The sequence below is a fragment of the Candidatus Pantoea multigeneris genome, from assembly GCF_011752615.1.
In the GTDB taxonomy this organism is placed as follows: Bacteria; Pseudomonadota; Gammaproteobacteria; order Enterobacterales; family Enterobacteriaceae; genus Pantoea; species Pantoea multigeneris.
Window position 1 is genome coordinate 126,225 of sequence record NZ_VWXF01000011.1, and the last position, 20,773, is coordinate 146,997.

Consider the following 20,773-nt stretch of genomic DNA (forward strand, 5'->3'; position numbering starts at 1 on the left):
AATGGCAGACCGCATTAAACAGGGATTTTATTTACACCCGGACGATCCTGCAGACGTGAAGTGCAGGGAGGTGATTGAATCCGTGTCGCAGCGGGTAAGGGGCGACTTTATCCGTCAGGCGGTCATCGCCGGGTGTGCGCTGCACACCCTCGATCCGCGCCTGCCGAAACTGCTGTCTACGCTGTTTGACGGCTCGCTGAGCGATGAGCAGCTGATCGCCATGGTCCGGCAGGTCAGCGGCTGGAAACCTTCTGAGGCCGACATCGGGGAGGTGGTGAAGGCGGCGATAAGCGTGTCCGGGGGCGCAGCTGCGCCTGCTGAAGAGATAGCGGACACAAAGGCAGAAGCTGAGAGCTCTGGAGCACCTAATAAGGTCAGGGCGAACATGAACAGCATGTTCGGTAAAAAAGAATAAGGGTAGGGACGGTTTTCTCAACTGTATGGATAGACACCCAGTGCATGACGTGACTATCCGTACAATTTATTCCGTTATGAGCGAAAAGCAGACATTGCTGTAATGATGACCATCTTACCGGCAACTGATCATCAGTTCTTGCTGGCACTCATTCGCTTTATCAGTTCAGCTGCAACCTGCACTTCAGCATGTTGCGGCAGTATGCTGTTGATCAGAACTGAATGGATGTAGTCGTCGGCATCTCCACAGCAGTCGGCCGCAATTATCAGATTGAAATCCAGATCGAAGGCCTGTCGGACGCTGCTAAGTACTACGCCGCTGGTCGTCAGGCCTGCCATTATCAGCGTCTGGATTCCGTTAGCTTTAAGGATCATATCCAGACCCGTAAAGCTGAAGGCGCCAATACGGTGCTTAATGATGACTGGTTCGCCTGCCTGTGGCGATACGTCCGGATGAATTTCACTTTCAGGCGCGCCAGTCACTAAAAGCCCGTTTTTCTTAACGCCTGAAAACAAGGCATTTTTGCTGCTGATTTCCGGATGCCCCTCGCGAAAACCAACGGCGATATAAATCACCTTAATCTCTGCCTCACGAGCTGCATCAGCAAGAGCGGCAGTTTTGGCCAGTACGTCCGCTGCGGTTTTCTCGCTCAGGTAATTTTCCAGAATCAGACGCTGGTAATCCATTATCAGGAGCGCACTTTTAACAGGTTCAAATTTTTTAATAGTAGTCATTTAAGTCTCCGGAGAAATTATTAAAGCACTCTGGCATTGCGCTTCAGTAGGACGCCCCAGTTAAGGACAGCTCCCGCTAGCATGAGCAGGCTGGTAATCAGAAAGACAAAACGCATGCCGAAATGGGCCCCCGTAAATCCACCTAACAGCGGACCGGTAAACTGCCCGATAAACTGTGCGGAGACGGAGTAACCCATTACTCCCCCGACACGCTGTTCAGGCACGCGGCTGCGAATAACAGCTGCGATGCACGGCAGCAGCCCGCCAAGTGCGATTCCCATGAGGAAACGCAGTACAATAAGCTGCCAGCCTGCAGTCACAAATGCCTGAGGTATCAGCAACAGTCCCGCTGCTGTCAGGGCTGTGGTAATTATCCGTACGTGCCCAATCCGATCTGCTAGCCGGCCCAGCCAGGATGCAGAAATGATACTGCCCAACGCGGCGGCAGACATAACCAGCCCTGCGGTATGGGTGACTGTCGCCGGGTCTGACACGATAGTGCGGATAAATACCGTGATAATGGGCTCGATCGACATGTTTGCCAGCATAAGAAGCAGGCCCGTCAGCAGCATGCAGACGACAGCGGCCCTGCCGGGAAGCTGTGACCAGCTCATGGGTACATTATTTGATTCTTTGCCGGAAGATTTAACCGGCTCCCGGATAAGCAGCAGTGTGAGCAGAAACGTAATGAAAATAAGTGCGCCGGCAAGCCTGAAGGTCTCACGGATACCAATTAGCGGCGGAAGCCAGCCCCCCGCAAGCGGTCCGGCCAGATTGCCTGCCATGACGCCGGAGGCAATCATACCCAGAGCCCATCCGGAACGTTTTGCAGGAGCCTGGATGGCAATAAGGATTGTCGCACCGGAAGAGTATCCGCCCGCCAGTCCGACCAGAAGCCGTAGGATCAGCAGATGCCATATATTCGTGGCAAACCCCATCAGTGAAACCATAAGCGCCATACCGAAACTTGCCCTGACAAGCATAGCTTTACGACCATAGCGATCGCCCAGACGGCCCCATATGGGTGCAATAAGCCCGGCTGAAAGAAACGTTGCGCTATAGGCAATACCTGACCATTGCACAACAGCTGCGTGCCCGGTAACGCCCAGTTGCTCAACAAACAGTGGCAGAAAAGGCAGCATCAGTGTCATGGCAAATACGGTAGAAAACGATCCCACCATGCAGACAATTAGATTGCGGTGCCACAGCGTATTTTCAGTTTCAGACATTAATTAACCTGAGAATTTGTTTGGGATACCAAATTGGGATACCATACAGATATGGGTTCTGAAATGTCAACTAAAGGTGGGGTCAGAGATATGTCGCAGCAGACAGAGGTGGAAAATCGGTTAAGAGAAATGATTCTGAATCTGGATATCAGCCCAGGCGAACGTATCACAGAGCGGTGGGCTGAAGCTGCTTTCGGCGCATCCAGAACGCCAGTCAGGGCAGCTTTTATCAGGCTGACAAATGAGGGGCTTCTGCGCCGCGAGGGACGCGGCTGGATGACAGCACCGGTGGAGCCGGAAGAAATTCGACAGTTGTTTGATTATCGCGAAGCGCTTGAAGTATCTGCACTCCGGATGGCTGAAGGAAAAATTACGAATGAACAGCTGCAGTCACTTGCCGTCATTCTGGAAACTGCCAAAAATCATGGGTCTAAAGAGGAGATGAGCCGAGCCGGTACGGAGTTTCATCTTGCTCTGGCAAACCTGGCCGGGAACAAGTTTCTTACTGAGAGCCTGAAAGATGTTCTTCAGCAACTATCACGAGCCCGCTGGCTGGACAGTGGAAGCGAACAGCCTGCATGGGAAGAGCATCACGTATTAGTGAATGCCCTGAAAAAGGATGACATTGAAACCGCGTGTTCTCTTTTAAGCACGCATATTCGTTCAAGTCGGGAAAGAACGATTGATGCGTTGACCCTAAATCAGAGAACACTGCGCGCTCGCGGCATAAAATTAGCCTGACTTAGGTCGTCCTGTATTGTAAGTTCTTCATTGCCAGTGCTATAGGAATGTCCGTTCTTGGCACAAAGCTGCCCTTCAACAGAAAATAGACGATACCGCTTCGCAGCATCAGAAAAGTCATCTACCGGTGAGGAAATACGCACCGCTTCTTTCCTGAATAACCGGTTGCGCCTGGTTGAAAAGTGACCTGCTTCTCTACAGTGCCTGAATGTACCTCTCCAGAGGTTATCCACAGGCAATCCGCCCGGATATCCCGCATAGCCGGGGATAACTCCCGTTGCCGTTCCCGGCCAAGTCTACCCGGACCTGACGACCCAATAATGATGTCACGCCGTTCCGCTATTTATTCCGCCTCCCGGCGGGACGGGGGAGTGCGCGCGTGACGGCCGGTGCCGTGCCTTCACTGTAGCCCGGCCGCAGCGGAGGCAAGGGTTCGCATAGCCGTCCCTCTCGCCCGTTCGCACTGGCAGAGGCCGGCATCTTCCCGTCGCGGAACGTCTCAGGTTTCGCCGTTCCGCCGTCCAGCTCCCGCCCTCTGCTGCGTTTGCGCTGCGGCCTCGGGGACGCCCTTGCATCCGCTGCCGGTGGCCGGGCTGTCGTGTCGGCACGGCAAAGGCCGGAACTGAGACCACCTAACCAAGGGAGCGCGCTATGCACACTGTTACCACACCCGCCGTCTATGTCGGCACCTGGCACAAATACAACTGCGGAAGCATTTACGGGAAATGGTTTGATCTGCTGGAATTCGACGATAAAGAGAGCTTCTTAGCGGCCTGCCTCGCGCTGCACGCCGATGAAGCCGATCCAGAGCTGATGTTTCAGGACTGGGAAGGCTTCCCGGGGGATAAAGGGGCCGAGTGCTCGATAGACTGGGATTTCATCGAGGCGTTCCGGGAAGCCCGGAACAATGGCATGGAGGCCGCGTTTCTGGCCTGGCTGCAGACCGGGGCAGACGGGAACTATCAGGCCTTTGAAAGCGCCTACCTGTGCGAGGCGGAGAGTGAGGAGGCGTATGCCATTGAGACGGTCAGCGACAACGGGCTGCTCGACAGTATGCCGTCCAACCTCCGGGGCTACTTTGATTACGAGGCGTATGCCCGTGACCTGTTTATGGACGGCTATGTATTTTCTGACGGCTACGTGTTCGTGAATCGCTAAACCCGGCCCCGCCGCGTGCGGGGTTCTGATTTCCTTCCGGCGGGCATTGTCCCCGCCTGTTCGCGCGCTGAACGGCCTGGCGGCCCTGAAGGGCCGGGGTAAGGCGGTGCTGACGCACCGCTTTCACCCCTTCGCCTGCGCTTTCTCTCTCTCTGCTGCTCTCCGGGGCTTTTCTTACTTTCAGTCATCGTTCTGCTGTTCGGGAAAGGGATAACCATCAAAGGCCAGGTCACGGGGCGGGGCCACCTTCGGCTCCCCGGCGTGGCCGGGTCGTCAAGCCCGACTGCGCTAACCGGCAAGCCGCTAAGCTCCGCCGAACCCCGCAAGCGGGCTTCGGGCCTGGCGGCTAGGGTCTGATGTCTGAGGTCAAGGGAAGGCAGCCAGCCTGAAGGCTGTCGCATCAACCGCTGCAGCGGTGAAGCAGCTGCAGCTCTGAGGGGCAACGCCGTGTTGCTGTCGCACGCGGGCGTTGCGGTGTGTCCCCGCTCGGTTCATCCCCTCTGCATTCCGCCGTTTAAGCCCCTTTCGCCTGGGCTGAGTCAGTCACAGTCTCCCTTGCCGTCCAGGGGGAGATGTACACGGTGAAAATTTTCATGGTGACAAAAATTTCCCCCGTCCCCTGGACGGCTGCGCTCCCCTGCGACGGATGACGCCCTTGCGGCGAAGGTTCTCAAACGGGTGAAGGTTTACCGGAGAGAAAAAATAGCCGGTCCACACAAACGTCAACACCGCGGCTCCTGAAACTCAACGGGTGACGGGGGTAAACACCAACAGCAGAAGGAGAAGGTGCATGGCTTCAAAAGGCGTTAACAAGGTCATCCTGGTGGGGCATCTGGGGCAGGATCCGGAGGTCCGCTACATCCCGAACGGCAGTGCGGTCGCTAACCTCACCCTGGCAACGTCAGAGACCTGGCGTGACAAGCAAACCGGGGAGAACAAAGAGATCACCGAGTGGCACCGCGTGGTGCTGTTCGGCAGGCTCGCCGAGGTGGCCGGAGAACATCTGCGCAAAGGCACGCAGGTTTACATCGAGGGGCAGCTGCGCACCCGCAAATGGCAGGGCCAGGACGGGCAGGACCGTTACACCACCGAGATCGTAGTGGGCAACGGCGGAACGATGCAGATGCTGGGCGGGAACCGTCAGGGGACGTCTCCCGGAGCAGGACGTGGCGGCGCGAACGGCGGCAGAACGCCGCCGGCGTCATCTCCGCCTGCCGGTGGCCACTTACCGCCTGAAGACGCTTTGCCGGATGAAGACGTGCCTTTCTGATCAACAGACAGCCCTGCAGTGGCAGGGCCATTAACAGGAGATGAACCATGACACCCAGCAAATTACCCACGTTGCCGGACGGCAGTTTTACCCGCGCCCAGGCGAAGGCCGTCGAAGCGGCGTATGACAACGTCACGATCGAGAACGACAAAAACTTTCATTTTCAGCTGGTGATCCGCGACGGGCAGGGCCGGATGGTCTGGCGGGCATTCAACTTTGACCACGAGGCGGGGTACTGGCTGAACCGCAATCTTGAAAAGTACGGCGTGCCGGCACGCTAAAAGGTGCCCTGCCGGAGCTGGAACTCCGCAGGGCCGGACACTCAATCACCTGAGAGGATAATTAATATGTCAACTGCACAGTCTAAAGCAAAAAATGCCCGTGGCAAGCGCGTTGCTCCTGCCGCGCACCTGAACGATGTTCCGCGCCTGCGCGTGGAAGATATGACGCCGGATGCGCCCCTTGGCGTGGCCGAGCTGAAGCAGTTTACCGCCGCCGATTTTGAGGCCTGGTGTCTGCGTGGAGAAGACTTCCGGCGTCGCCTGAGTGCGGCGGTGATAGCGGCTCTGCGCCCTTCGGACGTCTGGCGGGTCGATTTCGAGCAGGGCGGGGAATGGGGCGGCGTCTGCCCGGTGCACCTGCGCTTTACGCACAAGGCGTGCGACCAGATCATTATCGACGTCATGAGCGCGGGGCCGGCGTCGCCCTACTGGAACGGGCTCTTGTGGGTCAATACGGGCAGCACGGGACTGTACTGCTGGAATGAGGACGGGTTTGATCCGGGGAGCATCACGGGACTGCTGGAACGCATTGATGCGCTGGTCAGTGCCGGCAGAACGCAGCCGGTGGATATTGCCTCGGTGCTCTGGCGGGGAGGGCCGCACGCATGAAGCTGAACTTCTGCTGCACGGCTCCTGCGCCTGAGAAGAAACGGTATACACCGCGAGCGGCGTCAGCCTGGCCGCGTCCAGAGACGGCAGGGCACGGCAGATGCCTCGACCGCACGGCGCGAAGCCTGCTGAGAGCCACTGCCCGGGAGGAGTGGCTTATCCGGCAGGCGGAGTCGGAGCTGGCCATGTGCTCTGCCGCATCTCTGCCTCGCTGGTACGCGCGCTGGACCATTGGCCAACTTCACCACTGTGATGTGCTGAATATGCTCAGTGAATGGGCTAAGCGGGCACGGCCTGGTGAGTCTGGCAGGACGAGTGCGGGGAATGGCAAAACCTCTGGCACGAAGCATGGGCGGTAAGGGTGTGCACGGTGGTTAATATGACTGTGTCACGTCAAATAGTTTGACGTGACAGTCGCAACACAAATACCCTTAATGCCATGTATTCAATGGAGTGGAACAATATGACTGTGGAGCAAAATCCCGTCCTGATTGGTCTTACAAGGCGCTGCAACAGGAAAATCGCGGCAGTGATGGGATTACAACCTGACAGTTATATTTGAGTTTAACATCTGAGGAGTTAGGTATAATGAGTAAAGAATTATGTTCGCTTCTACTTGTTAGTTTTTATAATTTGGTCTTCCTGTTTGCGCTTCCCGGTGTTCTGAATCCAGTCGTTTTTATTACAGGACTGGTGTTGTGTTATAGCTTGCCACGGATATTTTCCTCCAGATTTAAAGGTGATGAAAATGAAAGTAGAGGGGGGAGGGTTAAGTGGATTTACACCGTGCTGACTATAGCTATTACGGGAATGGTAATATTCTTAACATTTTTTGATGATTATGATGGCGGCGTTGATGTTTCGGGCTTATTATCACTACAGACAGCGGCAAAGTGTATGGCGTGTTTAGGTCTGATCGCGATCATCGGTTTGAAGGTTATGAATTACGTTGAGTCAAAACAACGTAACTGATATTGATTGCTTCTGAAGGTACAGCGATTCACCATGATCCCAGATATGAATGGATAGGGTCTTTTTATATTTATCCTGTTCTGGTCATGCTGGGCTTTCAGGCATACTATTAGACGTAATTGCTCCGATGATTTTTTTGATGGCTATGCAAAAGCTTTTATAACGCTGCATTCGGTATTTTTAAGCCTAAACGCACGGATAAATTCCAGTATGAGGTAGTGACTATGTACAATTTGATGGGTAAAGAAGGGCTTGCTCTTATGTTGATCCTCTTGTTTGGACCGCTATTCTGTATTCTGCCTGGGTTTGCGGATACGGAGTATTGTGCTGGTTTTCTTTATGCATTTTATGTTCTCCCGCGACTGATGGACTTTGGCATTAAGGATGACATTAACGATTCGATAGAAAAGAAAGTTTATGCAGGGGTTAGTATTCTCTTGATAGCAATGGTTTCATACGTTGGTATTATAGATGGTTATAGTAATGCTAATCATAACTTTACTGAGTTTTTAGTGTCGGAGAGGAAGCTAGTGGCAGTGAATATTATCGGTGTTGCCTCGATGATCTTTATACATATCGCTACCCATTTAAAGCTAAAAAATACTAAAGAAGCCATCTGAAGATATGACTATGCTGAGCAATGTTACCGCATAGAATATAAAATATCTGTACAGCCCCGTAAGGGGCTTTTTTTTGCTCAGCGAGCATCAGGCGTTGTCCGTCTAATCAACTCACTTCATTTAAGTATAGATGCGCTATAAGGCCCGTAATAGCTTGTTGTTGAAATAGGTATTAATTTGTTCCTTACTTGACTCAATAAGGTTTTGTGCTTCTTTTGAAGTTAATATTTTATTTAATATTTCTCTCAGGTATCCATCCAGTGTAATGCAGTCGTCTTTAATTGAAGCAATTTTACTTTCTTTGAAAGAATCGCCGTGTGTTACGGTAGACCTAATGCTGTAGCATTTCTTGATATTGTTGTACACGTCGAGAGGATTGTGGTTACAATCTCGTAAGAATATGGCTGTTCTTTCAGATAATCTGTGCGTAAGCTCGCTGCTGTCAGTGCCGAACAGGCTTTCCAGTGCGCTGCAATACTGTGCTATTTTCATTGCAGGCTCGCTTTCACTTCGTGCTGACGAAATAAAATTTACTGCTCGACTAAATCGGGGGTGTTTGGCATCGATTACAGACGTCGTAAATGTTGCACCATCAGCTACATTCACGGTGTAGTCAAAAAACAACGCATAAATTTCTGACCATCTTTTAAAATCATTATTTGTGAACGAACATTCAGAATGTGCCTCTCCTGAGGCTGATAGAGGATATATACTTGCATGGCCACTTCCCCAGAATGAATTTTTCCCTTCTGTATGGCAGAAGTACAATTTATCAACCCTCAGGTTGTTGTCTTTTGTTAACCATGAGGAAAAAATCATTGCTTGGGTCAACTCCCCCCACAAACTCATAATATTTTCAAGTTGTTGGTGTGAAAATGGTTCTGCAGTGTCTATATATTTAACTAAAAAGTGGTCTGCGCTTATAATTTTATTTAACTCAATGCTTCCTATTGTTTCTTTCGCGCCTAGCGGAAGATCTGGAGATGAACCCTTATCCTTTCTCTTTATATTAAATATATTAATATAAGGTTGAGGTGCACCATGGTCGTGTATTGCTAAGTTTGTAAAATGTGTGATGATAGTGTACGCCATATTTACTAATCTCCTTTTGAACTATGGTTTGTAGCCGAGGTGTCATTATATTTTAAGTAATAATAACCTGTTGGCTCTTGGCCCCCTTCGGCTCCCCGGCAGAGCCGGGTCGTCAAGCCCTACTGCGCTAACCGGCAAGCCGGTAAGCTCCGCCGAACCCCGCAAGCGGGTTTCGGGCCTGGCGGCTAGGGTCTGATGTCTGAAGCGTCATTATTTTTTTCTTATCTGTAAGCTATGCTCTCAGTGATAATTCTCAGCGATATCAAGTGATGAATACGCAAATGATATCTCGTACTTCATTTTTTCCAGAGCATCAATATCACCATCTTTATCAAATTGCTGATTGGCTTTGACTAACAGCAAGTTCAGCCTTTCTCTGAAGTCATGAGGTGTTTCATTTTTTGTTTTTATTTTTTGGACAATGGCGGAGCAAATTATTTCAAGGTCGTGCATGTTGTCTAGTATTTTTCCAGGAGTCTCCTTGTCTGCCTTAACAGGCAGTGACGGGTCGTCATATGCTTTTTCTTTTGCGAGCGTGCGGCAAGGCGATTCTGCATATACTGATGATGCGAAAAGTAATGTTATGCAGAGTAATTTATAATTAAATTTAGTCATTTTCCCTCTCTAAAATATTCCTGTGTGCCGGAGAGAATAAATCTATAACATTTTTTGGTGTTTAAACATCAAAACTAACCTGCAGCTGGCTTTGCCAGCGCACTCACTGGCCACAAACGGCCGTGGCCGCTTCTGACCGGACGGTGACCCGTCCGGGGCTGTGCCCTGTTTACGCCTGTCTTTGTCCTGACTGTCCCTGAGTTACCTCACCGCGCAAGAAACTGCCACACGGGAGTCAACCTGCAAGGGTCGCCGTGCTAACGCCTGCACCCGGTCCCTTCGGGCTGCGGCTTTGTCGTTCCCCTTGCACGTTGCCTTGCCCCGCGCGCCCGTTCTGCCCGATGCGGCGAGGAACTCAGAGAAACATCACTTTTCATCAAAACAGGAGAACTAACATGTCACAGCAGAACGTCAACATCGCGGCTTCAGAATCTAAAGAATCATCCTCTTTAAAAACAAAGGCCCCACGCCGGAACACGAAAGCCCGGACGGATGTCGCCGCAGCGGTTGCCATAGAGCGGGCGCTTGAAAAAGTCGACATTGAAATGATCCCGCTTTCACGTCTGGCTGTCTCCCCGCTGAACGTACGCAGCCGCGTGTACGTACAGTCGCGTATCGACTCCCTTGCCGCCACCATTCAGAACGTGGGGCTGTTGCACAACCTGATTGCCCACGATATGCCGGACGGCATGCTGGGCGTGGCCTGTGGCGGTCGCCGCCTCACTGCGCTACAGCAACTGCTTGCCCGGGGCGTGTATCAGCCCGACCAGCTTATCCCCGTCAAGCGCGTGTCTGATGACCTGGCCCGTGCGGCCTCGATGGTCGAGAACGGTGAGCGTGAAGACATGCACCCCGCAGAGCAGATCGCTGGCTTTCAGGCACTGGCTGATGAAGGAAAAACCCCTGCCCAGATCGGTGCCCTGATGGGCTACAGCACACGTCACGTTGAGCGCAGTCTCAGGCTGACGCGCCTGGCTCCGGCCATTCTTGAGGAACTGGCGGCAGACACAATCACCATTGAGCAATGTCAGGCGCTGACGCTGGCTGACTCTCACGCACGTCAGCTGGAGGTGTGGGAGCAGGCATCGGGGTATCACAATCCCTCGGCCGAGATGATACGCAATCTGGTCACCTCGTCGGAAACGGAGATCTCCCGCTCGTCTAAATTCGCGTTTGTCGGCAGAGATGCTTACCTGGCGGCCGGTGGCACTGTCCGCGTAGACCTGTTCAGCGGCGAGGGCGAGGGCTATATCGATACCGCCCTGGTCGAAAGCCTCACGCTGGAGAAGCTGCAGCAGACGGCCCTGGCCGTGAAAGAAGAGGAAGGCTTTGCCTGGACTGAGATAAGAGTGGAAGGGCGCATGCATACCTGGGACAGCACGGTGAAACGCGCCTATGTCGTGCCGGAATACACCTGTCCGGTTTATACCCCCGAAGAGGACGTGCAGGTGAGCGAGCTGCGCGAAGGGTTGACGCTCACCGATGATAATGCGCAGCAGACGCTGCTGAAAATGCAAATCGCTGCACTGGAAAACACAGCGGATAAACGCCGCTGGGCGGCACTCGATAAAGAGAAAACAGGTGCGGTTGTCTGCTATGAGCGCGGCATGTGTTTTATTCAGCGCGGGATCCAGCGCGTGTCTGATCTGCCAAAGAAAACCGCACCCGCCACGAAAGACGATATGCAGGCGTTATCGGAGGGGTACTCTGCCGCGCTGGTTCGCGCGATGTCCTGCGAGCGTTCGCTCGCGGTACAGGCCGCGCTGACCTCAAAACCGGATATTTCAGTCGCGATGCTGACCTGGACACTGTGCCGTACAACGTTCCACCACGGCAGATATGAAAACACGCCCATGAAAATCAGCCTGACGGATAACAGCAGTGCGCTGGTGTCGGACTCCTCGTCGAAAGAAGAGGGCAAGGCCTGGCAGTTCCTGCAGCAGCAGAAATCCGAATGGGAGGCGTCATTACCTGATAACTGGGCGCAGGACTTCCGCTGGCTTCTGGACTGGCCTACAGACGCTGTTCTCGGGCTGCTGGGGTTCTGCAGTGCCAGAGCGGTGTGCAGCTTCCAGGATCGTGTCTATGGGTGCAGTGAGACCAGCACCCTCGATGCGCTGGAAACGGTCATGGACTTTGACCTTGCCGACTGGTGGCAGCCGACTGCCGCAGGGTTCTTTGGTCGCATGAGCAAGGGGCAAATCGTCGGGGCGCTGACCGAGGCAGGCAAAACGGGCAATGCGAAAGATGCAGACAAGATGAAGAAAGGGGACGCCGCCGAATTCGCGGAGCAGTCGCTCAGGGATTCCCGCTGGGTGCCTGCATGGATGAAACCGCTGAAAACCGGTTCGGTGCCGGGTGGCAGTGATGCAGTGAAGGAAGACTAAGGTAGACGGCGACAGACCGCCCTGCAGGGCGGTCATTTACACAAGGAAAAATGATGAACATCATCCCTCGATCTCATTCAGTTGTGCCGTTTTGTCCTTTCGCGTTGGCGATCAGTCTTGCCACTGCTGATGTTGAAAAACGGTCCCGGAGTCGGGCCGCTACGGGTCAGTCACCCTATGCCAGGGCATTTCTGCGGCACCTCTGTGAAACACGCGAAATCCGCACGACACACCTGTGCAGCGTTATCCCGGAATACCGGCCAGGCCTGCGGCTCAATCCTCCGCTGGAGGCGTATCTGGCCGCGCTGGACGCGCTGATTGCCAGTCGGGGAGAGCACTGCCCGCTGCCGCTGCCCGCCTCGGTACGCCTGCGGCTGTTTCCGGGCGTAGCCGGTCGCATCCGTCAGCGACAGGCCCACCGGGATGCGCTGAGTGACCATCGGGAAGTGTTGCAGGCGCAGCGGGACCGGGTACTGACGCGGCGGCGCTATCGCAATCTGCTGGACAGGGCGGCTATCGCGCTCAGGTTTACGCTCCCCGTGGACCTCTGTAGCTGGTGTTCACACTGGCAGGATGAAGGCGTTCGGGAGCATGACCTGCTGTCGGCAGTGATGGCCTGGCTGCGCAGGTTTCCGTCTCTGATGCGGCTCGATGTCGCGGAATGGGAAGGCGAGCCATTCTGGCAGGTACGGTACGACATTGGTCTGACCGTGAGGTCTGCGCCTGTCTGGGTAACGGAACTGGACCGGAGGATGTTGCCTAATCAGCTGACCGTGAGCGACAGGGTAAGTACCGGGTAAAAAAGGGGCGGCCCAGTTAGGCGCTGCGCTGCCCGGTCGAACACTCGTCGCCCCAGAAAGGCCGGGAAGAGGCGGTGCTGACGCACTGCTTTTACCCCTTCGCCTGCGCTTCCTCTCTCTCTGCTGCTCTCCGGGGCTTTTCTTACTTTCACTTCTGCTCTCCGTCTTCCTCTCACTGTAGATCCAGTTGTGCTTTCTGCTGCTGCTGCTGCTGCTGCTGTGGCGGGTCCTGCTGTTCGGGAAAGGGATAACCATCAAAGGCCAGGTCACGGGGCGGGGCCACCTTCGGCTCCCCGGCATAGCCGGGTCGTCAAGCCCGACTGCGCTAAGCGGCAAGCCGCTAAGCTCCGCCGAAACCCGCAAGCGGGCTTCGGGCCTGGCGGCTAGGGTCTGATGTCTGAGGTCAAAGGCAGCAGCCAGCCTGAAGGCTGTCGCATTCACCGGTCGCGGGGCGACCTCTGAGGACACGGCTGAAGCCGTGGGGTGTGTTCATGCTCAGGTTCCTGTGCGGGTGGTCATGTTGCGGTAAGTCCGACGCGGAGGGCTGTTGTAGCCCAGCCGGCTGTCAGTTGCAAGGGTGAAATGCACGCTAAAGCGCCCTTGCAACTGCCCTCCGGCCGTTCTCCTTTTGCCCTTCGCCGCGACGAACTCACCGAAACATGGATAACCACCTGAGAGGAGTACCAGCATGAACACACATAACGTCAACACCGCCGCTTCTGAATCTACCAAAACATGGGTTAACGGCCAGGGCAAACAGCCAGAACGCCTCGCGCCGGAAATGGTTTTTGTCTTCCGAGAAACCGGAAAAATTTGTGGTAGGGCCATCGAGCTGGACGGCGAATGGGTATCACTGTCGGGGGAAACGCTGGCTGAGTTGCAGGGCTGGTATTCGGATCTGGAGCTGGTCACCGCCGACGAAGCCGCCCGGCAGTATAACGCCCGTCTGATCAAGCCCTGGGCAGAAATTGACGCCGCGCGGTATGAGGATCAGCTGTATGTCATGCCGCCGCTGGACTGGACGCGCACGCCTGACGGGGAGTCATTCAAATCGCGGGAGATGTACAGCGGGGATGTGACGCACATTTTTGCCTGCGTAAGAGGCCGCTATTTTGAGTGTCGTGATCGTGCCGGAAAGCACCATTGTGACCTCATCCTGAGTGCGGCGCTGTTTCTGAACGGGAACTGCGCGCATTAAAAAAGCAGGGCTAAGCCCTGCTTCTCTAACGGCTGGCAAGAGCTGTAACTCCTGTCAGCCATGTCAAAACTCAACGAGGATTAATCTATGATATTTGACGCACAAATCGTCGCACATGCGACCGCGTTTGTAAATGCACTACAGGCCCACAAGCCCGCGCACATCCCCGCGATGCGCTTCGAGCACTGGCAACAGTTCTTCACTACCGTCCGGGCACTGATGGAGGGCGTAGCATGAGAAGAGATTTCCCACGCCTGAAAGGTAGCCCGGAAAGCGAAGCTGCATTGCTCCGCGTGCTCGGGGTGGTCAGCTTTATCTCGCTCGATAACGGCGATGAAGCCCTTTACATTAACGCCAGGCTTGTTGCCTGGTTTAATGCGGAGACGGATGACAAGAGTCTGATGGATTTTGCTTTTCAGACCGCACGGGCGCTGTCGGTGTCTATGCGCAGTTTCGATCTTGCCACGCCGGAGAACCCGGAATGGGACTGGAACGAGGTGACGGAGGCACTGGCGGCGGGAGATCAGACCGAGGTACGGGCTGAAATCATGGTGCAGGTGAAGCAGACTGATGACGGCAAGAAGGTGCATTTCTGTGACGATCACAGGCTGGGAGACCGGAACCGGGACAGGTGGTTCACTATGGCGGAAGGCGTCGAACTGTCAGAGTACATCGAGCAGTTTCTGACAGATAACGGCGTTGCGCAGAAGGTTGAACGCATTACGCCAATTTACTCAGACCGGAGCGAGATTGAATGGCAGGTGATCTACCTGATGCCGCTCGCGAGCTGATAAACACGGTCAGGCCGGGCATCAAGACGGGCTAGTCGTACACAGGGCTGACATTCATGTCGGCCCTTTTTTCGTCTGCGCGCCCGTAAAAGCCTGGCGGCCCTGAAGGGCCGGGAAGAGGCGGTGCTGACGCACCGCTTTTACCCCTTCGCCTGCGCTTTCTCTCTCTCTGCTGCTCTCCGGGGCTTTGCTTACTCTCATTCTTACTTTCAGTGTCCATCCTGCTGTGCTTTCTGCTGCTGTGGCGGGTCCTGCTGTGCGGGAAAGGGGTAACCATCAAAGGCCAGGTCACGGGGCGGGGCCACCTTCGGCTCCCCGGCATAGCCGGGTCGTCAAGCCCGACTGCGCTAACCGGCAAGCCGGTAAGCTCCGCCGAAACCCGCAAGCGGGCTTCGGGCCTGGCGGCTAGGGTCTGATGTCTGAGGTCAAAGGCAGCAGCCAGCCTGAAGGCTGTCGCATTCACCGGTCGCGGGGCGACCTCTGAGGGCACGGCTGAAGCCGTGGGGTGTGTTCCTGCTCAGGTTCCTGTGCGGGTGGTCATGTTGCGGTAAGTCCGACGCGGAGGGCTGTTGTAGCCCAGCCGGCTGTCAGTTGCAAGGGTGAAATGCACGCTAAAGCGCCCTTGCAACAGCCCTCCGGCCGGTCTCCTTCTGCCCTTCGCCGCGACGAACTCACCGAAACATGGATAACCACCTGAGAGGAGTACCAGCATGAACACACATAACGTCAACACCGCCGCTTCTGAATCTACCAAAACATGGGTTAACGGCCAGGAAAAACAGTCTGCTGCCGGAGGGGAAACAGCGTCAGCTCTGCTTAACGCCATGGTTGAACTCTGCAAGATTGAAGGCGAGCTGATGGCTCTGGCGGCGTTTTATCGGCTGAACAACATAGCTCTGTCTGATATTGGCTGGGATGATGAGGACGTTTATGCGCTGGCTGAAAAATTCTGGCATATTGCCTATGCGACTAAAGGGATAGCAACCCCGGCTCTCCTGGGCTTGCAGCATGAAATTACACTGTTAGGTGTTGCGATCAGCTTTAATGACTGGTCGTTTGCAGATTTGGCTGTTGTCGATGAGCGGTCCCGGTGTGAAGGCTGCTGGGAACGTCACGCTGAATGCGTTTGTGAACTGAACGAGGCATCAGCATGAGCACACACAATGCCAATAACGCCGCCCCGAAAACCTGGGTGAACAACGCGAATAACGTGAGTTTTTTTACAACCTTGCATGTGCGGGATGCAGCCGGAAATTTCACGATGGCATCAGAGAGCCAAATCCTGTCAGAAGCCGCCAGGGCGGTGGAGTACCGCTATCCTGTCGGGGTCAGTTTTAGCTGTCAGAAAGTAGCTGAAGAGTATTTCAGGGCAAAGCTGGCAGGGTGTGAACGTGAAGTGTTTGCCGTTGCGTTCCTGACTAACCAGCACGTCCTGATCGAGTACCGGGAGCTGTTCGCGGGTACGATTAACTGTGTGGAAATCAAACCGCGTGAGATCGTGAAAGTCGCCATGTCGCTGAACGCCGCCGCCGTTATTCTGTCGCATAATCACCCATCATATTCTCCAGAACCGTCAAGAGCGGATATTGATATCACGCGCAGAATCAGAGGAGTATTCGACGAGCTGGACGTGCGGGTGCTGGATCACATTATTGTTGCCGGTAACAGCTGCATTTCGATGGCTGCAAGAGGGCTGATATAGGCAGCGGGGGCGTATGCTTCATTAGTGAACACATTTTACTATCCCCTTTTTGGGGATAGGGAGTATCATGAACGCGACGTTTATTGAGCTGAGCACGTTTCAGAAATACCGCGCCGACTATCTGGACGATGACCAGTATCGTACCTTTCAGCAGATGCTGATGGAGAACCCGGAGAAGGGCGATCTTATCCAGGATACTGGCGGGCTACGCAAGGTCAGGTTCCGGGACGCACGGCGTAATAAGGGGACGCGGGGTGGGATCAGGGTTATCTACTACTGGGCCGCGCCGGACGGGACATTTATCCTGTTCACGCTGTACGACAAAGACCAGGCCGACGATCTCACTAAGCAACAGCGTGACGCGCTTGCCGGTGCGCTGGCAGTTATCAAGAAGGGGTTAAAACATGGCTGAACGCAATATTTTTGACGAGCTGATGCAGGGGATGAACGAGCTTGCCGCGCACCAGTCCGGGAAAATCACCCTCAAAACGCATAAGGTGACGAAACGCGAACCCGTGACCCTTGCGCCGGAAGACATCAGGCGCGTGCGTGAAAAGCTGAATATCTCGCAGGCGCTGTTTGCCCACTATCTTCACACCGGCGAAACCACCTACCAGAACTGGGAGCAGGGCAGAGCCAGGCCGAACGCTCAGGCGGTATTGCTGATCCGCATGGTAGAGCAGAACCCAGAAACGTTACGCACGCTCGCCTCGCTGTAAATCCAATCCCCCCGCAGGGCTGACATTCATGTTGGCCCTTTTTTCGTCTGCGCGCCCGTAAAAGCCTGGCGGCCCTTAAGGGCCAGGGAGAGGCGGTGCTGACGCACCGCTTTTACCCCTTCGCCTGCGCTTTCTCTCTCTCTGCTGCTCTCCGGGGCTTTTCTTACTTTCACTTCTGATTTCCATCTTCCTCTCACTGTGCATCCTGCTGTGATTTCTGCTGCTGTGGCGGGTTCTGCTGTTCGGGAAAGGGATAACCATCAAAGGCCAGGTCACGGGGCGGGGCCACCTTCGGCTCCCCGGCATAGCCGGGTCGTCAAGCCCGACTGCGCTAACCGGCAAGCCGGTAAGCTCCGCCGAAACCCGCAAGCGGGCTTCGGGCCTGGCGGCTAGGGTCTGATGTCTGAGGTCAAAGGCAGCAGCCAGCCTGAAGGCTGTCGCATTCACCGGTCGCGGGGCGACCTCTGAGGACACGGCTGAAGCCGTGGGGTGTGTTCATGCTCAGGTTCCTGTGCGGGTGGTCATGTTGCGGTAAGTCCGACGCGGAGGGCTGTTGTAGCCCAGCCGGCTGTCAGTTGCAAGGGTGAAATGCACGCTAAAGCGCCCTTGCAACTGCCCTCCGGCCGTTCTCCTTTTGCCCTTCGCCGCGACGAACTCACCGAAACATGGATAACCACCTGAGAGGAGTACCAGCATGAACACACATAACGTCAACACCGCCGCTTCTGAATCTACCAAAACATGGGTTAACGGCCAGGAGAAACAGCCCGTGGCGTCAGGCTTTGCAGAGATGAAGGCGGCAGCGAGCGGGCTGCTGACTAAATTCCAGACCGGCAAGCTGAGCAGAGATGAACTGTATGCGCAGGGCAGTGAGCTGACGCACCGCTATAACGCGCTTGTGCAGGCGGCGGGGCCGGACTGCAACAGTCAGGATGCGGATGATACCGCTGATTTGCTGTTCGCTCTGCGTCACTTTGCGACCTGCTGAGGGGATGGCCATGAACACACATCATCTCAGCGTTGTCCCTGCGGTTGCCGGAGCGCCCCGGGCGGTATTAGTGAGCCGTGCGCATGATCGCATGAAATTCTGGCCTGAGCTGTTTGGAGGCTTTTATGCGGCGGCAGAAAGTTCGGTGTATGGCTGGATGTCAGCGAACTGTCAGGGCTATGAAGGCGGTTACTGGGAGTATTTCAGCCTCAATGGGGGGAGCGGGTTTGCGGTGCCGGGCTTTGAGGGCAAAAAAATCGTGCGCATCCGGGGCAATCAGTTTTGTGGCGAGGTGTCAGCGGAAGCGGCGGGGATCCTGGCAACGGTGTTTGTCTTCGATCGCTTCATCTGGCAGACGTCTGAAAAACCGGAGCTTGAGCCGCTGTTTAAGGCGCTGTGTGAGCGAAAAGTGAAGCTGATGGACTATGCAGAAACGACAAAGGAGGCAGGCGCGATATTCCGGGTGCTGGATTAATGAAAAAAGGCAGGGGGTAGCCCCTGCCTCTTCCGGGTTCATGCCGCCACGACTTGAACCTACCGAAACACATCAACCCTTGGAGATTAACATGAATACATCACTGACTTTACCAGCTACGGCGTCAGCCGTAAACCCGACAGGCTTTGACGTCCCCCTTTCCGTGATCCGCGATATTGCCGTCGGTGCAGAAGACAGCACAGCGCCGGTGGCCTGCTGGGGAAGTACCGATTTGAGCAGGCTCGCTGCGCAGGCCGTCTGGGAGTTTGCTCAGCGTACAGGGGCATGTTCGCCAGAAGAAAGCGCGGCAACGGTGATTCAGGATCTGCTGACGGACCTGATGCACCTGTGTGACCAGGAAGGGATCACCTCAGATCTGTTTGGGTTCCGGGGTTTGGTCGACCTGGCAGACGCGCATTATGCGAACGAGCTGGAAGAGGGGGTGTGAACGTGGCTCAGATGGACTTTGACAGCCTGTTTTTTCCTGAGGAGAGCACCGTTACACCGGCAAAGCGTATGCGCAGGCCGGAAGAGGCGCGGCGCGAGTTCCTGAAAGTGTTCAGTACGACAGCCCATGCGCATCATCGCCGGGACGTGTTCCGGGATTTTGTGAACCTGGCGGCGCGGGAGCTGGACCTGTGCCGGGTAAGGAGTCCTGAGAATATCCGCGAGGCAAAAGCTATCTGCGACCGTTACCGGCCAGAGGACATGCAGGCAGTTTCAACGTTGTTTAACCTGATGGTGGAAGCAATGGGCGGCCCGCTGGATGATTTTCTGGGCGGGGTGTTCATGGAGCTTGAGCTGGGATCGGATGCCATGGCTCAGTACTTTACGCCTTTCCACGTTTCGCAGTTGCTCGCGGGGCTGAGTTACGCGCGGGAACCGGCGGGGAATATTGTCATGTTGCATGAGCCGTCCTGCGGTGCCGGTGGAATGATCCTTGCCTACGCGGAACAGCTTGAAACGCGTGGACTGAACTACCAGGAGATGCTGTTTGCACACTGCATCGATATTGACGCACTGGCGGCGGATATGTGCTTTGTGCAGCTGTCTCTGCGGGGCATTGCCGCCGAGGTGGTCACCGGGAACACGCTGACGCTGGAAGCCTGGCAGGTGCGGCATACGCCGGTTTATCACCTGGGAGAGTGGGCGAAACGTCTGGATCAGCTGAAGCGGCTGGACAGGATTAAAGCGTTACTGCAAGTCGCCTGACACTGTGATTGTAATGGCCAGCCCCGAAAGGGGCTTTTTGCTATGTGCCGCCGGGGAAACTTTCATCCTGCCGGAACATCGCGCCCGTAAAAGCCTGGCGGCCCTGAAGGGCCGGGAAGAGGCGGTGCTGACGCACCGCTTTTACCCCTTCGCCTGCGCTTTCTCTCTCTCTGCTGCTCTCCGGGGCTTTGCTTACTCTCATTCTTACTTTCAGTGTCCATCCTGCTGTGCTTTCTGCTGCTGTGGCGGGTCCTGCTGTGCGGGAAAGGGGTAACCATCAAAGGCCAGGTCACGGGGCGGGGCCACCTTCGGCTCCCCGGCATAGCCGGGTCGTCAAGCCCGACTGCGCTAACCGGCAAGCCGGTAAGCTCCGCCGAAACCCGCAAGCGGGCTTCGGGCCTGGCGGCTAGGGTCTGATGTCTGAGGTCAAAGGCAGCAGCCAGCCTGAAGGCTGTCGCATTCACCGGTCGCGGGGCGACCTCTGAGGGCACGGCTGAAGCCGTGGGGTGTGTTCCTGCTCAGGTTCCTGTGCGGGTGGTCATGTTGCGGTAAGTCCGACGCGGAGGGCTGTTGTAGCCCAGCCGGCTGTCAGTTGCAAGGGTGAAATGCACGCTAAAGCGCCCTTGCAACTGCCCTCCGGCCGTTCTCCTTTTGCCCTTCGCCGCGACGAACTCACCGAAACATGGATAACCACCTGAGAGGAGTACCAGCATGAACACACATAACGTCAACACCGCCGCTTCTGAATCTACCAAAACATGGGTT

General features: G+C 55.4%; 30 protein-coding genes. 22 read left to right on the forward strand and 8 right to left on the reverse strand.

The window, feature by feature from the left end:
- The first annotated feature begins 1 nt into the window (after position 1).
- Complete coding sequence (locus F3J40_RS20890; protein ID WP_167017763.1) at positions 2–415, forward strand: plasmid partitioning/stability family protein; 414 nt, start codon at positions 2–4, stop codon at positions 413–415.
- A gap of 131 nt (positions 416–546) precedes the next feature.
- Here the strand turns inward: F3J40_RS20890 and F3J40_RS20895 are convergent, their stop codons facing one another.
- Positions 547–1,149, reverse strand: a complete 603-nt coding sequence (locus tag F3J40_RS20895; protein ID WP_167017765.1) for a cysteine hydrolase family protein — start codon at positions 1,147–1,149, stop codon at positions 547–549.
- A gap of 20 nt (positions 1,150–1,169) precedes the next feature.
- Complete coding sequence (locus tag F3J40_RS20900) at positions 1,170–2,378, reverse strand: MFS transporter (protein ID WP_167017767.1); 1,209 nt, start codon at positions 2,376–2,378, stop codon at positions 1,170–1,172.
- A gap of 90 nt (positions 2,379–2,468) precedes the next feature.
- Between F3J40_RS20900 and F3J40_RS20905 the strand changes: the two genes are divergently transcribed.
- The 8 genes from F3J40_RS20905 (at position 2,469) to F3J40_RS20935 (ending at position 8,029) form a co-directional block, all read left to right on the forward strand.
- Positions 2,469–3,119 carry a GntR family transcriptional regulator gene (locus F3J40_RS20905; RefSeq protein ID WP_167017769.1) on the forward strand — a complete coding sequence of 217 codons (651 nt, stop codon included), beginning with the start codon at positions 2,469–2,471 and terminating at the stop codon, positions 3,117–3,119.
- 651 nt (positions 3,120–3,770) lie between these two features.
- Positions 3,771–4,277: an antirestriction protein ArdA gene (locus tag F3J40_RS20910; RefSeq protein ID WP_167017770.1), complete on the forward strand. Its 507-nt coding sequence runs from the start codon at positions 3,771–3,773 to the stop codon at positions 4,275–4,277.
- A gap of 790 nt (positions 4,278–5,067) precedes the next feature.
- Positions 5,068–5,547 carry a single-stranded DNA-binding protein gene (gene ssb, locus F3J40_RS20915; protein WP_167017772.1) on the forward strand — a complete coding sequence of 160 codons (480 nt, stop codon included), beginning with the start codon at positions 5,068–5,070 and terminating at the stop codon, positions 5,545–5,547.
- 47 nt (positions 5,548–5,594) lie between these two features.
- Positions 5,595–5,828 carry a DUF905 family protein gene (locus tag F3J40_RS20920; protein WP_167017774.1) on the forward strand — a complete coding sequence of 78 codons (234 nt, stop codon included), beginning with the start codon at positions 5,595–5,597 and terminating at the stop codon, positions 5,826–5,828.
- A gap of 66 nt (positions 5,829–5,894) precedes the next feature.
- Complete coding sequence (locus tag F3J40_RS20925; RefSeq protein WP_167017776.1) at positions 5,895–6,437, forward strand: conjugation system SOS inhibitor PsiB family protein; 543 nt, start codon at positions 5,895–5,897, stop codon at positions 6,435–6,437.
- Positions 6,434–6,796: a plasmid SOS inhibition protein A gene (locus tag F3J40_RS25410; RefSeq protein WP_505543776.1), complete on the forward strand. Its 363-nt coding sequence runs from the start codon at positions 6,434–6,436 to the stop codon at positions 6,794–6,796. The genes F3J40_RS20925 and F3J40_RS25410 overlap by 4 nt, the downstream gene beginning before the upstream one ends.
- A 229-nt stretch (positions 6,797–7,025) precedes the next feature.
- Positions 7,026–7,409 (forward strand): hypothetical protein, encoded by a 384-nt coding sequence (locus tag F3J40_RS20930; protein WP_167017777.1) that lies wholly within the window; start codon positions 7,026–7,028, stop codon positions 7,407–7,409.
- A 224-nt stretch (positions 7,410–7,633) separates the two neighbouring features.
- Positions 7,634–8,029, forward strand: a complete 396-nt coding sequence (locus F3J40_RS20935) for a hypothetical protein (RefSeq protein WP_167017779.1) — start codon at positions 7,634–7,636, stop codon at positions 8,027–8,029.
- Positions 8,030–8,164: 135 nt separating this feature from the next.
- Here the strand turns inward: F3J40_RS20935 and F3J40_RS20940 are convergent, their stop codons facing one another.
- Positions 8,165–9,121: a HEPN domain-containing protein gene (locus F3J40_RS20940; protein ID WP_167017782.1), complete on the reverse strand. Its 957-nt coding sequence runs from the start codon at positions 9,119–9,121 to the stop codon at positions 8,165–8,167.
- Between the two features lie 240 nt (positions 9,122–9,361).
- The gene (locus F3J40_RS20945) at positions 9,362–9,736 is read right to left on the reverse strand and encodes a hypothetical protein (RefSeq protein WP_167017783.1); all 375 of its coding nucleotides are present in this window, start codon (positions 9,734–9,736) and stop codon (positions 9,362–9,364) included.
- A 395-nt stretch (positions 9,737–10,131) separates the two neighbouring features.
- On the opposite strand from F3J40_RS20945, the gene F3J40_RS20950 reads away from it, so the two are divergent.
- The 5 genes from F3J40_RS20950 (at position 10,132) to F3J40_RS20970 (ending at position 14,912) form a co-directional block, all read left to right on the forward strand.
- Positions 10,132–12,123: a ParB/RepB/Spo0J family partition protein gene (locus F3J40_RS20950; RefSeq protein ID WP_167017785.1), complete on the forward strand. Its 1,992-nt coding sequence runs from the start codon at positions 10,132–10,134 to the stop codon at positions 12,121–12,123.
- 50 nt (positions 12,124–12,173) lie between these two features.
- Complete coding sequence (locus F3J40_RS20955) at positions 12,174–12,923, forward strand: plasmid SOS inhibition protein A (RefSeq protein WP_167017787.1); 750 nt, start codon at positions 12,174–12,176, stop codon at positions 12,921–12,923.
- A 688-nt stretch (positions 12,924–13,611) separates the two neighbouring features.
- Complete coding sequence (locus F3J40_RS20960; RefSeq protein WP_167017789.1) at positions 13,612–14,121, forward strand: hypothetical protein; 510 nt, start codon at positions 13,612–13,614, stop codon at positions 14,119–14,121.
- Between the two features lie 87 nt (positions 14,122–14,208).
- Complete coding sequence (locus tag F3J40_RS20965; protein WP_167017791.1) at positions 14,209–14,358, forward strand: succinate dehydrogenase flavoprotein subunit; 150 nt, start codon at positions 14,209–14,211, stop codon at positions 14,356–14,358.
- Positions 14,355–14,912, forward strand: coding sequence for a hypothetical protein (locus tag F3J40_RS20970; RefSeq protein WP_167017793.1), 558 nt, complete (start codon positions 14,355–14,357; stop codon positions 14,910–14,912). Before F3J40_RS20965 ends, F3J40_RS20970 begins: the two co-directional genes overlap by 4 nt.
- 54 nt (positions 14,913–14,966) lie before the next feature.
- On the opposite strand, the gene F3J40_RS20975 is transcribed toward F3J40_RS20970, so the two are convergent.
- On the reverse strand, positions 14,967–15,113 hold the full coding sequence (locus tag F3J40_RS20975; RefSeq protein WP_167017795.1) for a hypothetical protein: 147 nt from the start codon (positions 15,111–15,113) through the stop codon (positions 14,967–14,969).
- A gap of 509 nt (positions 15,114–15,622) precedes the next feature.
- Between F3J40_RS20975 and F3J40_RS20980 the strand changes: the two genes are divergently transcribed.
- From F3J40_RS20980 to F3J40_RS20995, 4 genes are all read left to right on the forward strand, one after another.
- Positions 15,623–16,066 carry a hypothetical protein gene (locus F3J40_RS20980; RefSeq protein ID WP_167017797.1) on the forward strand — a complete coding sequence of 148 codons (444 nt, stop codon included), beginning with the start codon at positions 15,623–15,625 and terminating at the stop codon, positions 16,064–16,066.
- A complete protein-coding gene (locus F3J40_RS20985; protein WP_167017799.1) occupies positions 16,063–16,614 on the forward strand; it encodes a JAB domain-containing protein in 552 nt (183 codons plus the stop codon). Before F3J40_RS20980 ends, F3J40_RS20985 begins: the two co-directional genes overlap by 4 nt.
- 67 nt (positions 16,615–16,681) lie before the next feature.
- Positions 16,682–17,026: a toxin gene (locus F3J40_RS20990; RefSeq protein ID WP_167017801.1), complete on the forward strand. Its 345-nt coding sequence runs from the start codon at positions 16,682–16,684 to the stop codon at positions 17,024–17,026.
- A complete protein-coding gene (locus F3J40_RS20995; RefSeq protein ID WP_167017803.1) occupies positions 17,019–17,333 on the forward strand; it encodes a helix-turn-helix domain-containing protein in 315 nt (104 codons plus the stop codon). Before F3J40_RS20990 ends, F3J40_RS20995 begins: the two co-directional genes overlap by 8 nt.
- A 26-nt stretch (positions 17,334–17,359) precedes the next feature.
- Here the strand turns inward: F3J40_RS20995 and F3J40_RS21000 are convergent, their stop codons facing one another.
- Complete coding sequence (locus F3J40_RS21000) at positions 17,360–17,506, reverse strand: hypothetical protein (RefSeq protein ID WP_167017805.1); 147 nt, start codon at positions 17,504–17,506, stop codon at positions 17,360–17,362.
- A 521-nt stretch (positions 17,507–18,027) separates the two neighbouring features.
- Here F3J40_RS21000 and F3J40_RS21005 point away from each other — a divergent pair.
- From F3J40_RS21005 to F3J40_RS21020, 4 genes are all read left to right on the forward strand, one after another.
- A complete protein-coding gene (locus F3J40_RS21005) occupies positions 18,028–18,321 on the forward strand; it encodes a hypothetical protein (RefSeq protein WP_167017806.1) in 294 nt (97 codons plus the stop codon).
- A gap of 10 nt (positions 18,322–18,331) precedes the next feature.
- Entirely contained in the window at positions 18,332–18,796 is a 465-nt protein-coding gene (locus tag F3J40_RS21010) for an antirestriction protein (protein ID WP_167017808.1), read from the forward strand.
- A gap of 91 nt (positions 18,797–18,887) precedes the next feature.
- The gene (locus tag F3J40_RS21015; protein WP_167017810.1) at positions 18,888–19,244 is read left to right on the forward strand and encodes a hypothetical protein; all 357 of its coding nucleotides are present in this window, start codon (positions 18,888–18,890) and stop codon (positions 19,242–19,244) included.
- Positions 19,241–20,008: an N-6 DNA methylase gene (locus F3J40_RS21020; protein WP_369410960.1), complete on the forward strand. Its 768-nt coding sequence runs from the start codon at positions 19,241–19,243 to the stop codon at positions 20,006–20,008. The genes F3J40_RS21015 and F3J40_RS21020 overlap by 4 nt, the downstream gene beginning before the upstream one ends.
- Before the next feature lie 40 nt (positions 20,009–20,048).
- On the opposite strand, the gene F3J40_RS21025 is transcribed toward F3J40_RS21020, so the two are convergent.
- On the reverse strand, positions 20,049–20,210 hold the full coding sequence (locus F3J40_RS21025) for a hypothetical protein (RefSeq protein WP_167017812.1): 162 nt from the start codon (positions 20,208–20,210) through the stop codon (positions 20,049–20,051).
- 316 nt (positions 20,211–20,526) lie between these two features.
- A partial coding sequence (locus F3J40_RS24750) for a hypothetical protein (protein WP_205297472.1) occupies positions 20,527–20,773 on the reverse strand: 247 nt, incomplete at its 5' end.

Excerpts from the sequence above, each read along its gene's own strand:
- F3J40_RS20890 (WP_167017763.1), top strand. The coding sequence starts at position 2 with ATGGCAGACCGCATTAAACAGGGATTTTATTTACACCCGGACGATCCT.
- F3J40_RS20895 (WP_167017765.1), bottom strand. The coding sequence starts at position 1,149 with ATGACTACTATTAAAAAATTTGAACCTGTTAAAAGTGCGCTCCTGATA.
- F3J40_RS20900 (WP_167017767.1), bottom strand. The coding sequence starts at position 2,378 with ATGTCTGAAACTGAAAATACGCTGTGGCACCGCAATCTAATTGTCTGC.
- F3J40_RS20905 (WP_167017769.1), top strand. The coding sequence starts at position 2,469 with ATGTCGCAGCAGACAGAGGTGGAAAATCGGTTAAGAGAAATGATTCTG.
- F3J40_RS20910 (WP_167017770.1), top strand. The coding sequence starts at position 3,771 with ATGCACACTGTTACCACACCCGCCGTCTATGTCGGCACCTGGCACAAA.
- ssb (WP_167017772.1), top strand. The coding sequence starts at position 5,068 with ATGGCTTCAAAAGGCGTTAACAAGGTCATCCTGGTGGGGCATCTGGGG.
- F3J40_RS20920 (WP_167017774.1), top strand. The coding sequence starts at position 5,595 with ATGACACCCAGCAAATTACCCACGTTGCCGGACGGCAGTTTTACCCGC.
- F3J40_RS20925 (WP_167017776.1), top strand. The coding sequence starts at position 5,895 with ATGTCAACTGCACAGTCTAAAGCAAAAAATGCCCGTGGCAAGCGCGTT.
- F3J40_RS25410 (WP_505543776.1), top strand. The coding sequence starts at position 6,434 with ATGAAGCTGAACTTCTGCTGCACGGCTCCTGCGCCTGAGAAGAAACGG.
- F3J40_RS20930 (WP_167017777.1), top strand. The coding sequence starts at position 7,026 with ATGAGTAAAGAATTATGTTCGCTTCTACTTGTTAGTTTTTATAATTTG.
- F3J40_RS20935 (WP_167017779.1), top strand. The coding sequence starts at position 7,634 with ATGTACAATTTGATGGGTAAAGAAGGGCTTGCTCTTATGTTGATCCTC.
- F3J40_RS20940 (WP_167017782.1), bottom strand. The coding sequence starts at position 9,121 with ATGGCGTACACTATCATCACACATTTTACAAACTTAGCAATACACGAC.
- F3J40_RS20945 (WP_167017783.1), bottom strand. The coding sequence starts at position 9,736 with ATGACTAAATTTAATTATAAATTACTCTGCATAACATTACTTTTCGCA.
- F3J40_RS20950 (WP_167017785.1), top strand. The coding sequence starts at position 10,132 with ATGTCACAGCAGAACGTCAACATCGCGGCTTCAGAATCTAAAGAATCA.
- F3J40_RS20955 (WP_167017787.1), top strand. The coding sequence starts at position 12,174 with ATGATGAACATCATCCCTCGATCTCATTCAGTTGTGCCGTTTTGTCCT.
- F3J40_RS20960 (WP_167017789.1), top strand. The coding sequence starts at position 13,612 with ATGAACACACATAACGTCAACACCGCCGCTTCTGAATCTACCAAAACA.
- F3J40_RS20965 (WP_167017791.1), top strand. The coding sequence starts at position 14,209 with ATGATATTTGACGCACAAATCGTCGCACATGCGACCGCGTTTGTAAAT.
- F3J40_RS20970 (WP_167017793.1), top strand. The coding sequence starts at position 14,355 with ATGAGAAGAGATTTCCCACGCCTGAAAGGTAGCCCGGAAAGCGAAGCT.
- F3J40_RS20975 (WP_167017795.1), bottom strand. The coding sequence starts at position 15,113 with ATGAGAGTAAGCAAAGCCCCGGAGAGCAGCAGAGAGAGAGAAAGCGCA.
- F3J40_RS20980 (WP_167017797.1), top strand. The coding sequence starts at position 15,623 with ATGAACACACATAACGTCAACACCGCCGCTTCTGAATCTACCAAAACA.
- F3J40_RS20985 (WP_167017799.1), top strand. The coding sequence starts at position 16,063 with ATGAGCACACACAATGCCAATAACGCCGCCCCGAAAACCTGGGTGAAC.
- F3J40_RS20990 (WP_167017801.1), top strand. The coding sequence starts at position 16,682 with ATGAACGCGACGTTTATTGAGCTGAGCACGTTTCAGAAATACCGCGCC.
- F3J40_RS20995 (WP_167017803.1), top strand. The coding sequence starts at position 17,019 with ATGGCTGAACGCAATATTTTTGACGAGCTGATGCAGGGGATGAACGAG.
- F3J40_RS21005 (WP_167017806.1), top strand. The coding sequence starts at position 18,028 with ATGAACACACATAACGTCAACACCGCCGCTTCTGAATCTACCAAAACA.
- F3J40_RS21010 (WP_167017808.1), top strand. The coding sequence starts at position 18,332 with ATGAACACACATCATCTCAGCGTTGTCCCTGCGGTTGCCGGAGCGCCC.
- F3J40_RS21015 (WP_167017810.1), top strand. The coding sequence starts at position 18,888 with ATGAATACATCACTGACTTTACCAGCTACGGCGTCAGCCGTAAACCCG.
- F3J40_RS21025 (WP_167017812.1), bottom strand. The coding sequence starts at position 20,210 with ATGAGAGTAAGCAAAGCCCCGGAGAGCAGCAGAGAGAGAGAAAGCGCA.